Raw genomic sequence first — 14,808 nt, 5'->3', positions numbered from 1 at the left:
CTTATGCTCGCTTTTTTCTGCACTCATTCATTGCCTCCACCTCATCTGCGCCAATATGCTTGATCGGATTACTGCCTCCCTTCCGTCCCTGGCGCCTGCAGAGCAGCGTGTTGCACGCCTGGTACTGGCCGATCCGCGGGCCTTCGCGCATCTGCCGGTGCGAGAGCTGGCGGTGCGGGCGCATGTCAGCAAACCCACGGTGGTGCGCTTTTGCCGCAGCATGGGTTATGACGGCCTGGCGGACTTCAAGCTCAAGCTCGCAGGTAGCGTCAGCGAAGGCGTGCCCTTCATCCATCGCAGTGTGGACAGCGATGACAAGACCAGCGATGTCATGGTCAAGGTGGTGGACAACGCGGTTGCCGCTTTTCTGCAGTATCGCAATGCGGCCAGCACGGCGGCCATAGAGCAGGCTGCACAGGCGATTGCCGCGACCTGGCAGACCGGCAAGCGCATCGAGTTTTACGGCGCCGGGAACTCGGGCATCGTGGCGCTGGATGCCCAGCACAAGTTTTTCCGCCTCGGTGTGACCAGTCTGGCCACCAGCGATGGTCATATGCAGGTCATGAGCGCGACCTTGCTGGGTCCGGGCGACTGCGTGGTCATCATCTCGAACTCCGGGCGCACGCGAGATCTGATGGATGCGGCGGATATCGCTCGCAAGAACGGGGCCACCACCATCGCCATCACGGCCAGCGGCTCGCCTCTTGCCTCCGCTTGCCAGGTGCATCTGGCTGCCGATCACCCCGAAGGCTACGACCGCTACAGTCCCATGGTCTCGCGGCTGCTGCACCTGCTCATCATCGACGTGCTGGCGACCTGCGTGGCCCTGCGCATCGGGCCGGCACTGCAGCCGGCGCTGGAGCAGATGAAGAACAATCTGCGCGCCAAGCGCTATACCTGAGGGCCAGCAAAGGCGCGGCCTGTGCGCGTCGAGATGCCAAGCAAGAGGGCTCTCTTATTGAGAGCTTCTGTCGCCTTTCCATAAATGGTTTCACGCATAAAACACATTGAAATCATTCTGGGGAAGGCGCTTTAAGCTATCAAAATTTAAAAAGCATCCAGATCCCGCAAGCTTGCAGGGTGCGCGCCGGACGAGGGTGATGCATCTGCGGCTCGGGGACTTGGCTTGCCCGGGCAGCAGCTCGTATCGAGCCGCTTACACGGAGGCGACGCCCACGGTCATGCCGCCGCAGACATAGAGCACCTGTCCGGTCACAAAGCCGCTGCGCTCGTCGAGCATGTAGGACACGGCATGGGCCACATCCTCGGGAGTTCCCACCCGCTTGACGGGTACGGAAGCAATGATCTTCTGCGTGCGCGGGGCGTCGGGCGGATTGGCCTTGTCGAACAGCTCGGTGCGTATCGGGCCGGGGCCTATGGCGTTGGCCGTGATGCCCCATTGGCCCAGCTCCAGCGCCCAGACGCGGGTCATACCGATCAGACCGGCCTTGGTGGCAGCGTAGGCTGTGCGCAAGTCCTTGCCCAGCGCGGCGCGCGAGGACATGTTGACGATGCGCCCGAACCCCGCTTGCTTCATGCCGGGCAGCAGGGCCTGCATGCACTGGAAGGCGCAGCGCAGGTTCAGCGAGACGGCCAGGTCGAACTCGGCCAGGGTCTGCGAGGCGGCGTCGTTGGGTACGACCACGCCCACGTTGTTGATCAGACGCGTGATGGGGCCGGTTTCCAGAGCCTGACGCAGGGCGCGGGCCGTGTCCTCGGCGTTGCTGAGGTCGGCCTGTATGCCGCCGGGAACGTGATCGACCACGCGGTCGACGATGATGGGCTCGTAGCCGTCGGCGCGGCAGCGCTCGGCAGCGGCGGCGCCGATGCCGGCTCCGCCACCGGTGATCAACACGCGAGGGCGGTCAGTAAGGGAGGCGCTCTGGGAAGACATGGCAATAACTTTCAGACGGAAAACGGGGCGGTTGCGACAGGTGCGGGCCCGGGAGGGCAACAGCAGCCACCGGCATGCGCCGGCAGTGCTGGGGCCGGGACAGGCCGGCACCTGGGTGGGGTCAGACGCTGGCGCCGGAGTCCTTGACGACCTTGCCCCACTTCTTGGCTTCGGCGTCGATGAACTTGGCAAAGCCTTCCTGGGTGTCGATCACGACTTCGCCACCCTGGTCGTTGATCTTCTTGATCACGGCGGGATCCTTGAGCACCTTGGCAATGGCGGCATGCAGCTTTTGCTGGATGTCGGCCGGTGTCTTGACAGGCACGAAGAGACCGAACCAGGAGGTGGCTTCATAGCCGGGCACGCCGGCTTCGGCCACGGTGGGCACATCGGGCAGCTCGGGCGAGCGCTTGGCCGTGGTCACGGCGATGGGGCGCAGCTTGCCCGAGCGCACATGCTGGATGGCCGAGGGCATGTTGTCGAACATGATGGCGATCTGGTTGCCCAGCAGATCGGTGATGGCCGGCGCGCTGCCCTTGTAGGGCACATGCACCATGTCCAGGCGGGTCATGGACTTGAACAGCTCGCCAGACAGGTGGATGGAGCTGCCCGAGCCCGAGGAGCCGAAATTCAGCTTGCCGGGATTGGCCTTGGCGTAGGCCATCATTTCCTTGACCGTCTTGAAGGGCTGGCTGGGGTGGGCCACCAGCAGATTGGGCACATTGGCGACGCGGGTCAGCGGAGCGAAGTCCTTGACCGGGTCGAAGGGCATCTTCTTGTACAGGGCTTCGTTGATGGCGTGCGTGCCCACCGTTCCCATGAACAGGGTGTAGCCGTCACCGGCTGCGCGGGCCGCGGCCTGGCCGCCGATATTGCCGCCCGCGCCGGGGCGGTTGTCGATGATGATGCTCTGGCCCAGTTCGGTGCTCAGGGCCTGGCCCACCACGCGCGCCAGAATGTCGGTCGTACCGCCGGCCGAGAAGGGCACGATCATGGTGATGGGCTTGCTGGGATAGGGCGTCTGGGCCATGGAGGGAGCAGCGCCCAGAGCGAACAGGGCGCTTGCTGCCAGGGTCTGCAGGCTGCGGCGGCGAGACAGGGAAAGGGAATTGGACATTGAGGTCTCCGGAAAAAGGCAAGACACCGCCGGCCAAAGGCCGGGGCGCGGGCTGCCGCGGTGGCACACCTGCGAGAGAAGGTGCACGCCAGCGGTCGTTGTTTGGGTGTAAGAGGCAGGGGGCGGCAGCAGGCCGGACTTGGCCGGTCCCTGCCGCAGTCGGGATCAGACGCGTTCGAGCACCACGGCGATGCCCTGGCCCACGCCTATGCACATGGTGCACAGCGCATAGCGGCCGCCGAAGGCATGCAGCTGGTTCACGGCCGTGGCGGCCAGGCGGGCGCCCGATGCGCCCAGGGGATGGCCCAGGGCGATGGCGCCGCCCCACTGGTTGACGCGGCTGTCGTCGTCGGCAATGCCCAGGTCGCGCAGCACGGCCAGGCCTTGTGCGGCAAAGGCTTCGTTGAGCTCGATGACATCCATCTGCTCAAGAGTCAGTCCTGTCTGGGCCAGCACCTTGCGCACGGCGGGAGCGGGGCCGAAGCCCATGATGCGCGGCGCGACGCCGGCCACGGCCATGCCGACCACACGGGCGCGCGGCACCAGGCCGTATTGCTTGGCGGCTTCCTCGTTGGCCAGCAGCAGGGCGCAGGCACCGTCGTTGACGCCGCTGGCGTTGCCGGCCGTGACCGTGCCGTCAGGGCGTACCACGCCCTTGAGCCTGGCCAGGGCCTCGATGGTGGTGGCGCGGGGGTGCTCATCCTGGCTCACGACGATGGGATCGCCCTTTTTCTGGGCGATGGAGACGGGCACGATCTCGCGTGCCAGATGGCCGGCAGCAATCGCAGCTGCGGCCTTTTCCTGGCTGGCCAGGGCCATGCGGTCCTGGGCTTCGCGTTCGATTCCGAAATCGTCGGCCACGTTTTCGGCGGTCTCGGGCATGGAGTCCACGCCGTACTGTGCTTTCATCAGCTTGTTGACAAAGCGCCAGCCAATGGTGGTGTCGTAGACGGCATTGTTGCGGCTGAAGGCGGACTCGGCCTTGGGCATGACGAAGGGGGCGCGGCTCATGCTCTCCACGCCGCCGGCGATCATCAGGCGGGCTTCGCCGGACTTGATGGCACGCGCGGCCGTGCCGACAGCATCCAGACCCGAGCCGCACAGGCGGTTGATGGTGGCTCCGGGCACATCGATGGGCAGGCCGGCCAGCAGCGCCGACATGCGCGCCACGTTGCGGTTGTCCTCGCCGGCCTGGTTGGCACAGCCATAGAGCACATCGGCCACGGCAGTCCAGTCCACATTGGGGTTGCGCTGCATCAGCGCCTTGATGGGCAGGGCGCCCAGATCATCGGTGCGCACGCTGGACAGCGCGCCGCCGTAGCGACCGAAGGGGGTGCGGATGGCGTCGCAGATAAAGGCTTGGTTCTGGTTGCTCATGACATGTCTCCGTTATAAAAATCGAGCTTGGGGTCTAGGCCGGATTGGCCTGAGGGCCGTTCAGGCCGCGATGGGCAGGCCCACGATGCGTTCGAGTTCGGCGTGCTCCAGGCCTTCGACCTTGTCGATCAGGCGCAGCCCCTCGGGTGTGCATGCCAGGGTGCACAGATCGGTGTAGATGCGTTTGACGCAGCCCAGGCCGGTCAGCGGGTAGCTGCACTGGGCCACGACCTTGCTCTCGCCCTTTTTGGTGAGCAGATCCATCATCACCCAGGTCTGCTTGGCGCCAATGGCAAGGTCCATGGCTCCGCCCACGGCGGGAATGGCGCCGGGCTCGCCGGTGCTCCAGTTGGCCAGATCGCCCGTGGCCGAAACCTGGAAGGCTCCGAGTACGCAGATGTCCAGGTGGCCGCCGCGCATCATGGCGAAGCTGTCGGCGTGGTGGAAATAGCTGCCGCCGGGCAGCAGGGTCACGGGCTGCTTGCCGGCATTGGTCAGGTCGTAATCTTCGGAGCCGGCCGCCGGTGCCGGGCCCATGCCCAGAATGCCGTTCTCGCTTTGCAGAACAATTTCGCGTCCTGCGGGGATGTGGTTGGCCACCAGGGTGGGCTGGCCTATGCCCAAATTCACATAGGCACCGTCATGAATGTCCTGGGCCACGCGCAGGGCCAGTTCGTCCTTGCTTCGTTTTTGATAGCTCACGCTTGTATCTCCTTGCTGGACCTTGGCGGGCTCAGGCCGCCTTCTTGAAGCCGCCGGCCTGGGTGGCCACGCGCTCGATCTTCACCACCTGGCTCACATAGATGCCCGGGGTGACCACGGATTCGGGATCAAGCTGGCCGAGTTCCACGATCTCATGCACGGTGGCCACGGTGAACCTGGCGGCCGAAGCCATCACGGGGCCGAAGTTGCGCGCCGACATGCGGTAGGTCAGATTGCCCCAGCGGTCGCCTTTTTCTGCCTTGATCAAGGCCACATCGCCATGGATGGGGTGCTCCAGCACATAGTGCTTGCCGTTGATCTCGCGCGTTTCCTTGCCTTTTGCGAGTTCGGTGCCGTAGGCCGTGGGGCAGAAGAAAGCGCCTATGCCTGCGGCGGCAGCGCGCATGCGCTCGGCCAGATTGCCCTGGGCCACCAGTTCGAGCTCGATCTTGCCGCTGCGGTACAGCTCGTCGAAGACCCAGCTGTCCACCTGGCGCGGGAAGCTGCAGATGATCTTGCGCACCTGGCCGGTCTTGAGCAGGGCGGCCAGGCCGGTGTCGCCATTGCCGGCATTGTTGTTGACCACGGTGAGCTCGCGTGCACCCTGGGCGATCAGGCCGTCGATCAGCTCGCCGGGGATGCCCGAGGTGCCGAAGCCGCCGATGAGCACGGTGGAGCCGTCTTGAATGCCGGACAGGGCCTGAGCGACCGAGTCGGCGATCTTGTTGATCATGGGTGTCTCCAATTTTCTACACAAAGATCTGCGCCATTGGCGCTAAAATGTTCGTATATAGAACATTTGTTCGCTAAAAGAATTGTAGAAAAGGATGATGAAAATGGAGACTGTAAAAACCACATCAGGGAAAACCCAGGTCGAGGGCGAAGCGGTCTCGCTCAAGCCCGGTGACAGCTATGTGCAGTCCTTTGCCAGGGGGCTGGAAGTCATACGTTCGTTCAGCGCCAGGGCGCCCGAGCAGACGCTCAGCGAGGTGGCTGCCGCCACGGGCCTGACGCGTGCCGGTGCAAGGCGCATCCTGCTGACGCTGCAGACGCTGGGCTATGTGCGCAGCGATGGCAAGTACTACGCACTCACGCCGCGCATCCTGGATCTGGGCTTTGCCTATCTGAGCTCCACGCCGCTGTGGAATCTGGCCGAGCCGGCTATGGAGGCGCTGGTGGACGAGGTCAAGGAGTCATGCTCGGCCGCGGTGCTCGAAGGCCTGGACGTGGTCTATGTTCTGCGCGTGCACACGCACAAGATCATGAGTACCAATCTGGGCGTGGGCTCGCGACTGCCTGCCTTCTGGACATCCATGGGCCGGGTGCTGCTGGCGGCACTGCCCCCCGATGAGCTGCGGGCGCTGATGGCCCGGCGCGAGCAGCGCGCCTTCACGCGCCACACGCTGACCGGCGACGATGAACTGTATGCCGAGATCGCCCGCGTGCGCGAGCAGGGCTGGGCCCTGCTCAACCAGGAGCTGGAGGAGGGCCTGATCTCGATTGCCGCCCCCATACGCAATGCGCGCGGCCAGACTGTGGCGGCGCTCAATATCAGCGGCCAGGCCAACCGCACCAGTGAGCAGATGATGCGCGAGCGGTTGCTGCCGCAGTTGCTGGCCGCTACGCGCCACATCAGTCAGTTGCTGAGTGCTTCGGGTCGCATGCATCTGTGATGTCTGGCGCCTGAGGACGCGTCGGCCCTGGCGCGACGCTTCATAATGACCGAAACGCCTTCTCTGTCGCCCCTGCTCAAGTCCGCTCCATGGCCCGTCTTCCCCGTCTCACGCTGGCAAACATGCCGCACCACATCATCCAGCGTGGCAACAACAGCGGCGAGATCTTTGTGGACGCGCAGGATCGCCTGGTCATGCTGGATCTGATGCGCGAGATGGCGCGGCGCTTCGAGGTCGATGTGCATGCCTATGTGCTCATGCCCAATCACTTCCATCTGCTGCTGACGCCCAGGACGGAGCAGGGCGTGCCCCAGTTCATGCAGGCCGTGGGGCGCAGCTATGTGCGCTACTTCAACAACAGCCACGGACGCACTGGTACGCTGTGGGAGGGGCGCTATCGCTGCACCGTGCTGCAGGCCGAGCAATGGCTGATGGCCACCATGGTCTCCATGGATCTCAACCCCGTGCGCGACGGGCTGGTGCAGCGCGCGGTGGACTGGCCCTGGTCCAGCTATGCGCATAACGCAGGCCTGCAAAGCGATGCGCTCATCAGCCCGCATGCGCTTTTCTGGGCCCTGGGCAACACGCCGTTTGCCAGAGATGCCGCTTATGTCAGGGCCGTGGAGGCGGGTCTGGATGCCGATACCCAGGCGCAGATCAGCCATGCCGCACTGCGTGGCTGGGCTCTGGGCGAGCCCGATTTCATTGAAAATTTGCAACAGAAAACCGAGCGACGCGTGAAGCGGCAGAAGGCCGGCAGGCCTGCAGCACGCACAGCTTCGGTGCACGAAGACTAGGCGGTTCTTTCAACCCCTTGTTTTTATTGGATTGCTTCACTCTATTTATATATGTCCCTAATTAAATGCAAATAAAAAAAGTTGGGAATTAATTGGAATCTGACCCTAATTAAAACTTATTGCATAACTTCATGTCCTGTCGTAATCTTGCGTTCCCCGCGATTGATATAAGAGGATTCCCCATGACGACTGCTGCCGAGATCAAGTATCTCCAGGACCACGGTCTGTACTCCAAGAGCAACGAACACGATGCCTGCGGTCTGGGCTTTGTGGCCCATATCAAGGGCCAGAAGCGCCATGACATCGTGCTGGGGGCACTGAAGATCCTCGAGAACATCGACCATCGCGGTGCGGTGGGTGCGGACCCTCTGATGGGTGACGGCGCCGGTATCCTGATCCAGATCCCCGATCAGCTCTACCGCGAAGAAATGGCCAAGCAGGGCGTGGCACTGCCCCCCGCCGGCGAATATGGCGTGGGCATGATCTTCCTGCCCAAGGAACATGCCTCGCGCCTGGCTTGCCAGCAGGAGATGGAGCGCGCCATCAAGGCCGAAGGCCAGGTGCTGCTGGGCTGGCGCGATGTGCCGGTGAACCGCGACATGCCCATGTCGCCCACCGTGCAGGAAAAGGAGCCCATCCTGCGCCAGGTCTTCATCGGCCGTGGCGCCGACGTCATCGTGCAGGACGCGCTGGAGCGCAAGCTGTACGTGATCCGCAAGACGGCCTCGGCCGCCATCCAGAACCTGGGCCTCAAGCACAGCAAGGAATACTACGTTCCCAGCATGAGCAGCCGCACCGTGGTCTACAAGGGCCTGCTGCTGGCCGATCAGGTGGGCGTGTACTACCGCGACCTGGCCGACGAGCGCTGCGTCTCGGCCATCGGCCTGGTGCACCAGCGTTTCTCCACCAACACCTTCCCCGAGTGGCCTCTGGCTCACCCCTACCGCTATGTGGCCCACAACGGTGAAATCAACACCGTGCGCGGCAACTACAACTGGATGCTGGCGCGCGAAGGCGTGATGGCCTCTCCCGTGCTGGGCGAAGACCTGCAAAAGCTCTATCCCATCAGCTTTGCCGGCCAGTCCGACACTGCCACCTTCGACAACTGCCTAGAACTGCTGACCATGGCCGGCTACCCCATCAGCCAGGCCGTGATGATGATGATTCCCGAGCCCTGGGAGCAGCACGAAGCCATGGACGAGCGTCGCCGCGCCTTCTATGAATACCACGCTGCGATGATCGAGCCCTGGGACGGCCCCGCCTCCATCGTGTTCACCGATGGCCGCCAGATCGGCGCCACGCTGGACCGTAACGGTCTGCGCCCCTCGCGCTACTGCATCACCGACGACGATATGGTGATCCTGGCTTCCGAAGCCGGCGTGCTGCCCGTGCCCGATAGCAAGATCGTGCGCAAGTGGCGCCTGCAGCCCGGCAAGATGCTGCTGATCGACCTGGAGCAGGGTCGCATGATCGAAGACGAAGAACTCAAGGCCAACGTCGTCAACACCAAGCCCTACAAGCAGTGGATCGAGAACCTGCGCATCAAGCTCGACGAGGTGGAAATCCCCGCCGACTTCAAGGCACCCGCAGCCAAGACCGAGCTGTCCCTGCTGGACCGCCAGCAAGCGTTCGGCTTCACGCAGGAAGACATCAAGTTCCTGCTGACCCCGATGGCCGAAAAGGGCGAGGAAGGCATTGGTTCCATGGGCAACGACAGCCCGCTGGCCGTGCTGTCCGACAAGAACAAGCCGCTGTACAACTACTTCCGTCAGATGTTCGCTCAGGTGACGAACCCCCCCATCGACCCGATCCGCGAGGCGATCGTGATGTCGCTGGTGTCGTTCGTGGGCCCCAAGCCCAACCTGCTGGACATCAACCAGGTCAACCCGCCCATGCGCCTGGAGCTGCAGCAGCCCGTGCTCGACTTCGAAGGCATGGCCAGGCTGCGTGATATCGAAAAGCGCACCAACGGCAAGTTCAAGAGCTCGACCATCGACATCACCTACCCGCTGTCCTGGGGCAAGCAGGGTGTGGAAGCCAAGCTGGCCTCGCTGTGCGCCCACGCCGTGGACGAGATCAAGGGCGGTGCCAACATCCTGATCATCAGCGACCGCAACATGAGCGCCACGCAAGTGGCCATCCCTGCGCTGCTGGCGCTGTCCGCCATCCACCAGCATCTGGTGCGTGAAGGCCTGCGCACCACCGCCGGTCTGGTGGTGGAAACCGGCACGGCCCGCGAAGTGCACCACTTCGCCGTGCTGGCCGGCTATGGTGCTGAAGCCGTGCATCCCTATCTGGCGATGGAGACCCTGGTCGACATCTTCAGCCGCGAAGCTGCGCCCATCACTGCCGACAAGGCCATCTATCACTATGTGAAGGCCATCGGCAAGGGGCTGTCCAAGATCATGTCCAAGATGGGCGTGTCCACCTATATGTCCTACTGCGGCGCCCAGCTGTTCGAAGCCGTGGGCCTGAACAGCGAGACTGTGGACAAGTACTTCACGGGCACGGCCAGCCGTGTGGAAGGTATCGGTGTCTTCGAGATCGCCGAGGAAACCATCCGCAACCACGAGGCTGCCTTCAGCGACGACCCCGTGCTGGAAACCATGCTGGATGCCGGCGGCGAGTACGCCTGGCGTGCCCGTGGCGAAGAGCATATGTGGACGCCTGACGTGATCGCCAAGCTGCAGCACTCCACACGTGCCAACAACTTCAGCACCTACAAGGAATACGCCCAGCTGATCAACGACCAGACCAAGCGCCACATGACGCTGCGTGGCCTGTTCGAGTTCAAGTTCGACCCCGCCAAGGCGATTCCCGTGGACCAGGTCGAGTCGGCCAAGGAGATCGTGAAGCGCTTTGCCACGGGTGCCATGTCCCTGGGCTCCATCTCCACCGAAGCCCATGCCACGCTGGCCGTGGCCATGAACCGCATCGGCGGCAAGAGCAACACCGGCGAAGGCGGCGAAGATCCCAAGCGCTATCGCAACGAGCTCAAGGGCATCCCCATCAGCAAGGGCGAAACCCTGGCCTCCATCATCGGCAAGGACAAGGTCGAGTCCGATATCGAACTGCAGGCCGGCGACTCGCTGCGCTCCAAGATCAAGCAGGTCGCGTCCGGTCGTTTCGGCGTGACTGCCGAGTATCTGGCCTCGTCGGACCAGATCCAGATCAAGATGGCCCAGGGCGCCAAGCCCGGTGAAGGCGGTCAGCTGCCCGGCGGCAAGGTCTCCGACTACATCGGCGCACTGCGTCACTCGGTGCCCGGTGTGGGCCTGATCTCGCCTCCTCCCCACCACGACATCTACTCGATCGAAGACCTGGCGCAGCTGATCCACGATCTGAAAAACGTGGCTCCGCACGCCAGCATCAGCACCAAGCTGGTGTCCGAAGTCGGTGTGGGCACGATCGCTGCAGGCGTGACCAAGTGCAAGAGCGATCACCTGGTGATCGCAGGGCACGACGGCGGCACCGGTGCCTCGCCCTGGTCCTCCATCAAGCATGCCGGCGGTCCCTGGGAAATCGGCCTGGCCGAGACCCAGCAGACCCTGGTGCTGAACCGTCTGCGCGGCCGTGTGCGTGTGCAGGCCGACGGCCAGATGAAGACCGGTCGCGACGTGATCATCGGCGCTCTGCTGGGTGCCGACGAGTTCGGCTTCGCCACGGCTCCGCTGGTGGTGGAAGGCTGCATCATGATGCGCAAGTGCCACCTCAACACCTGCCCCGTGGGCGTGGCCACGCAAGATCCCGTGCTGCGTGCCAAGTTCACCGGCAAGCCCGAGCATGTGGTGAACTATTTCTTCTTCATCGCCGAAGAAGTGCGCCAGATCATGGCCCAGCTGGGTATCGCCAAGTTCGACGACCTGATCGGCCGTTCCGACCTGCTCGACACCCGCAAGGGCATAGCGCACTGGAAGGCTCAGGGCCTGGACTTCAGCCGTCTGTTCGCCCAGCCCGAAGTGCCTGCCGACGTGGCCCGCTATCACGTGGAAAGCCAGGATCACCTGCTGGACAAGGCGCTGGACGTCAAGCTCATCGAGCGCTGCAAGCCCGCCATCGACAACGGCGAGAAGGTGCGCATCATGGAAGTGGCGCGCAACGTCAACCGCTCCGTCGGTGCCATGCTTTCGGGCGCGGTGACCAAGCATCACGCCGAAGGCCTGCCAGACGACACCATCCGCATCCACTTCGAAGGTACGGGCGGCCAGTCCTTCGGTGCCTTCCTGTGCAACGGCATCACGCTGAACCTCAGCGGCGAAGCCAACGACTACACCGGCAAGGGCCTGTCCGGCGGCCGTGTGGTGGTGCATCCCAGCCATGAGTTCCGTGGCTCCACCACCACCAACACCATCGTGGGCAACACCGTGATGTTCGGCGCCACCAGCGGTGAGGCCTTCTTCAGCGGCGTGGCCGGCGAGCGCTTTGCCGTGCGTCTGTCCGGCGCCTCGGCCGTGGTCGAAGGCGTGGGTGACCACGGCTGCGAATACATGACCGGCGGTACCGTGGTCGTGCTGGGCAAGACCGGCCGCAACTTCGCGGCCGGCATGAGCGGCGGCGTGGCCTATGTCTACGACGAGGACGGCAAGTTTGCCGAGCGTTGCAACACCGCTTCGGTGAAGCTGGAGAAGGTGCTGCCGCACGACGAGTTTGTCTCGCGTGTCGATCCCGGCATCTGGCACCGCGGCCAGAGCGACGATCAGCAGCTGCGCAACATGGTGGAGGCTCACAGCCGCTGGACGGGTTCCAAGCGTGCCCGTGATCTGCTGGACAACTGGGCCGCAGCGCGTGCCAAGTTTGTCAAGGTGTTCCCGACCGAGTACCAGCGTGCACTCGGCGAGATCTTTGAACGCAAACAGAAGGAAAAGCAAGCTGCGAAAGCGCCAGCAGCTCCTCAGAAAGAAGCAGTAGCCGCCAAGTAAACACGGCTCCAAGCGGTGGCGGCCAGGCGGCCACCGCACTGCAAGCGAACACAGATTTCAAGGATTAAAGATCATGGGAAAGACCACCGGCTTCATGGAATACGAGCGTATCGAAGAGGGCTATGCCCCCGTTGCGGAACGTCTCAAGCACTACAAGGAATTCGTCATCGGCCTGACGACCGATCAGGCCAAGGTGCAGGCTGCACGCTGCATGGACTGCGGCACGCCGTTCTGCAACAACGGCTGCCCGGTCAACAACATCATTCCGGACTTCAACGACCTCGTGTACCAGGGTGACTGGAAGAACGCCATCACCACGCTGCACAGCACCAACAACTTCCCCGAGTTCACGGGCCGCATCTGCCCCGCACCCTGCGAAGCTGCCTGTGTGGCCAATATCAATGGCGACGCCATCGGCATCAAGTCCATCGAGCACTCCATCATCGACCGTGCCTGGAGCGAAGGCTGGGTCAAGCCCCTGCTGCCCAAGCACAAGACCGGCAAGAAGGTGGCCGTGGTCGGTGCCGGCCCTGCCGGCATGGCGGCAGCCCAGCAACTGGTGCGCGCCGGCCACGACGTGACCCTGTTCGAGAAGAACGACCGCGTGGGCGGCCTGCTGCGCTACGGCATTCCCGACTTCAAGCTGGACAAGGGCTTGATCGACCGCCGTGTCGAGCAGATGGTGGCCGAAGGCCTGAAGATCCGCACCGGCGTGCTGATTGCCGGCAAGGAGGGCCTGGGCAAGGATTCCAAGGTCACGAACTGGGCCAAGGAAACCATCAGCCCCGAGCAGCTCAACGCCGAGTTCGATGCCGTGCTGCTGACTGGCGGCTCCGAGCAGTCGCGTGATCTGCCCGTGCCCGGCCGCGATCTCGAAGGCGTGCACTTCGCGATGGAGTTCCTGCCCCAGCAGAACAAGGTCAACGCGGGCGACAAGCTCAAGGGCCAGATCCGTGCCGACGGCAAGCATGTCATCGTCATCGGCGGCGGTGACACCGGCTCCGACTGCGTGGGCACCTCCAACCGCCATGGCGCCAAGAGCGTGACCCAGTTCGAAGTCATGCCCATGCCGCCCGAGCAGGAGAACAAGCCCCTGGTCTGGCCTTACTGGCCGATCAAGCTGCGTACCTCGTCCAGTCACGACGAAGGCGTGGTGCGTGAGTTCGCCATCTCCACGAAGGAATTCGGCGGCGAAAAGGGCAAGGTCAAGAGCCTGACCACCGTGCAGGTCGAGTTCAAGGATGGCAAGCTGAGCGAAGTGCCCGGCACGGAAAAGGTCTGGCCTGCGGATCTGGTGCTGCTGGCCATGGGCTTTGTGAACCCTGTTGCCACCGTGCTCGAAGCCTTTGGCGTCGACAAGGATGCACGCGGCAACGCCAAGGCCAGCACCGATTTCATCGGCGGCTATGCCACCAGCGTGCCCAAGGTGTTCGCTGCCGGCGACATCCGCCGCGGCCAGTCGCTGGTCGTGTGGGCCATTCGTGAAGGCCGCCAGGCGGCGCGTGCCGTGGACGAGTTCCTGATGGGCGCCAGCGAACTGCCTCGCTGATCATTCACAGCGGGCCATCACACAAAAGGCATTCCCCGGAATGCCTTTTGTTTTTGATAGCTGCAAGCGTTTGCCTTAAATGGAATTCAGAAAGATTTCAATAGGTTTTTGATTGCTGTAAAGCGCAAGGTGCTATCAAAAAAGTCAGCGCAGCCACAGAAGCCGGGGGCGGGCGTCGGCATCGCTCCACAGCACGGCGTTCTGCTGCCAGTGCAGGCCCCATTGCCGGGCCGTGTCGGCATCCATGCCCCAGATCAGCACGCTGTCCTCGGCGGGCCAATGGCCTTGCGGGTCCTGGCCGCAGCCGTCCAGATACTGCCAGCCCTCGCTGTCCAGCGCCTGGCGCAGGGCGCGCATGCGACGCGCGTTTTCAGCCGGCTCCAGGATCTGTCCCCAGGAATTGCAGGCCGTGAGATAGCAGGCGGCCTGGATGGGCTGCCGCCCCAGTTGCTGCCCGAGCCAGTCATTGCGCTCGCCCACGCGTAGCGTCTGTGCGACAGAACCCTGGGAGGCATCGACCCGGTAGAGCGCATCGCGATAGGCCTGCTGCAAGGTGGGCGGGAGCTGGCTGGTGTCGGGTGATGGTGGTGACATGGTGTGGAGTTTGGCAAGCTTGCACATGATGAGGACTTGCGCAGACAAGAATGCAACAAGGGTCTGCCCTCTGGGGAAGCCGTCTTGCCGGAAGCTGTTTTGCGTCAGTCGTGATGGTTTTGCGACCGGCGAGTGACGTTCTGTCCCGTCTGCGCGACAATAGCGGATTCGGCGCTGGCGGCAGCC

The 14,808-nt window shown here is 63.6% G+C and carries 11 protein-coding genes; 5 read left to right on the top strand and 6 right to left on the bottom strand.

The features are described from left to right. Window positions 1-55 precede the first annotated feature (55 nt). A complete protein-coding gene (locus JAO85_RS08685; protein ID WP_003058703.1) occupies window positions 56-901 on the top strand; it encodes an SIS domain-containing protein in 846 nt (281 codons plus the stop codon). Window positions 902-1,156: 255 nt separating this feature from the next. On the opposite strand, the gene JAO85_RS08680 is transcribed toward JAO85_RS08685, so the two are convergent. From JAO85_RS08680 to JAO85_RS08660, 5 genes are all read right to left on the bottom strand, one after another. Further along, complete coding sequence (locus tag JAO85_RS08680) at window positions 1,157-1,894, bottom strand: SDR family oxidoreductase (protein ID WP_087864868.1); 738 nt, start codon at window positions 1,892-1,894, stop codon at window positions 1,157-1,159. 121 nt (window positions 1,895-2,015) lie between these two features. Further along, window positions 2,016-3,011 (bottom strand): tripartite tricarboxylate transporter substrate binding protein, encoded by a 996-nt coding sequence (locus tag JAO85_RS08675; protein WP_012837047.1) that lies wholly within the window; start codon window positions 3,009-3,011, stop codon window positions 2,016-2,018. A 165-nt stretch (window positions 3,012-3,176) separates the two neighbouring features. Beyond that, complete coding sequence (gene pcaF, locus JAO85_RS08670) at window positions 3,177-4,388, bottom strand: 3-oxoadipyl-CoA thiolase (RefSeq protein WP_202787894.1); 1,212 nt, start codon at window positions 4,386-4,388, stop codon at window positions 3,177-3,179. A gap of 60 nt (window positions 4,389-4,448) precedes the next feature. After that, window positions 4,449-5,090, bottom strand: coding sequence for a 3-oxoacid CoA-transferase subunit B (locus tag JAO85_RS08665; RefSeq protein ID WP_003058693.1), 642 nt, complete (start codon window positions 5,088-5,090; stop codon window positions 4,449-4,451). Window positions 5,091-5,121: 31 nt separating this feature from the next. Continuing rightward, on the bottom strand, window positions 5,122-5,823 hold the full coding sequence (locus JAO85_RS08660) for a 3-oxoacid CoA-transferase subunit A (RefSeq protein ID WP_034357433.1): 702 nt from the start codon (window positions 5,821-5,823) through the stop codon (window positions 5,122-5,124). 103 nt (window positions 5,824-5,926) lie between these two features. Here JAO85_RS08660 and JAO85_RS08655 point away from each other — a divergent pair, with 103 nt between their 5' ends. The 4 genes from JAO85_RS08655 (at window position 5,927) to JAO85_RS08640 (ending at window position 14,028) form a co-directional block, all read left to right on the top strand. After that, on the top strand, window positions 5,927-6,763 hold the full coding sequence (locus JAO85_RS08655; RefSeq protein ID WP_039049589.1) for an IclR family transcriptional regulator: 837 nt from the start codon (window positions 5,927-5,929) through the stop codon (window positions 6,761-6,763). An 89-nt stretch (window positions 6,764-6,852) separates the two neighbouring features. Next, window positions 6,853-7,560, top strand: coding sequence for a transposase (locus JAO85_RS08650; RefSeq protein ID WP_202787893.1), 708 nt, complete (start codon window positions 6,853-6,855; stop codon window positions 7,558-7,560). 182 nt (window positions 7,561-7,742) lie between these two features. Further along, window positions 7,743-12,479, top strand: a complete 4,737-nt coding sequence (locus tag JAO85_RS08645; RefSeq protein WP_202787892.1) for a glutamate synthase-related protein — start codon at window positions 7,743-7,745, stop codon at window positions 12,477-12,479. 73 nt (window positions 12,480-12,552) lie between these two features. Further along, complete coding sequence (locus JAO85_RS08640) at window positions 12,553-14,028, top strand: glutamate synthase subunit beta (protein ID WP_202787891.1); 1,476 nt, start codon at window positions 12,553-12,555, stop codon at window positions 14,026-14,028. 144 nt (window positions 14,029-14,172) lie between these two features. On the opposite strand, the gene JAO85_RS08635 is transcribed toward JAO85_RS08640, so the two are convergent. After that, window positions 14,173-14,622, bottom strand: a complete 450-nt coding sequence (locus JAO85_RS08635; RefSeq protein WP_202787890.1) for a DUF3293 domain-containing protein — start codon at window positions 14,620-14,622, stop codon at window positions 14,173-14,175. Between the last annotated feature and the right edge of the window lie 186 nt (window positions 14,623-14,808).

The sequence above is a fragment of the Comamonas sp. NyZ500 genome (assembly GCF_016772095.1).
Lineage (GTDB): Bacteria > Pseudomonadota > Gammaproteobacteria > Burkholderiales > Burkholderiaceae_C > Comamonas > Comamonas thiooxydans.
The sequence above is the reverse complement of the archived record's forward strand: the minus strand, read 5'-3'. Positions and strand labels throughout refer to the sequence as shown.

Bases quoted from the DNA above. Each gene is read 5' to 3' on its own strand.
- JAO85_RS08685 (WP_003058703.1), top strand. From the start codon at position 56: ATGCTTGATCGGATTACTGCCTCCCTTCCGTCCCTGGCGCCTGCAGAG.
- JAO85_RS08680 (WP_087864868.1), bottom strand. From the start codon at position 1,894: ATGTCTTCCCAGAGCGCCTCCCTTACTGACCGCCCTCGCGTGTTGATC.
- JAO85_RS08675 (WP_012837047.1), bottom strand. From the start codon at position 3,011: ATGTCCAATTCCCTTTCCCTGTCTCGCCGCCGCAGCCTGCAGACCCTG.
- pcaF (WP_202787894.1), bottom strand. From the start codon at position 4,388: ATGAGCAACCAGAACCAAGCCTTTATCTGCGACGCCATCCGCACCCCC.
- JAO85_RS08660 (WP_034357433.1), bottom strand. From the start codon at position 5,823: ATGATCAACAAGATCGCCGACTCGGTCGCTCAGGCCCTGTCCGGCATT.
- JAO85_RS08655 (WP_039049589.1), top strand. From the start codon at position 5,927: ATGGAGACTGTAAAAACCACATCAGGGAAAACCCAGGTCGAGGGCGAA.
- JAO85_RS08650 (WP_202787893.1), top strand. From the start codon at position 6,853: ATGGCCCGTCTTCCCCGTCTCACGCTGGCAAACATGCCGCACCACATC.
- JAO85_RS08645 (WP_202787892.1), top strand. From the start codon at position 7,743: ATGACGACTGCTGCCGAGATCAAGTATCTCCAGGACCACGGTCTGTAC.
- JAO85_RS08640 (WP_202787891.1), top strand. From the start codon at position 12,553: ATGGGAAAGACCACCGGCTTCATGGAATACGAGCGTATCGAAGAGGGC.
- JAO85_RS08635 (WP_202787890.1), bottom strand. From the start codon at position 14,622: ATGTCACCACCATCACCCGACACCAGCCAGCTCCCGCCCACCTTGCAG.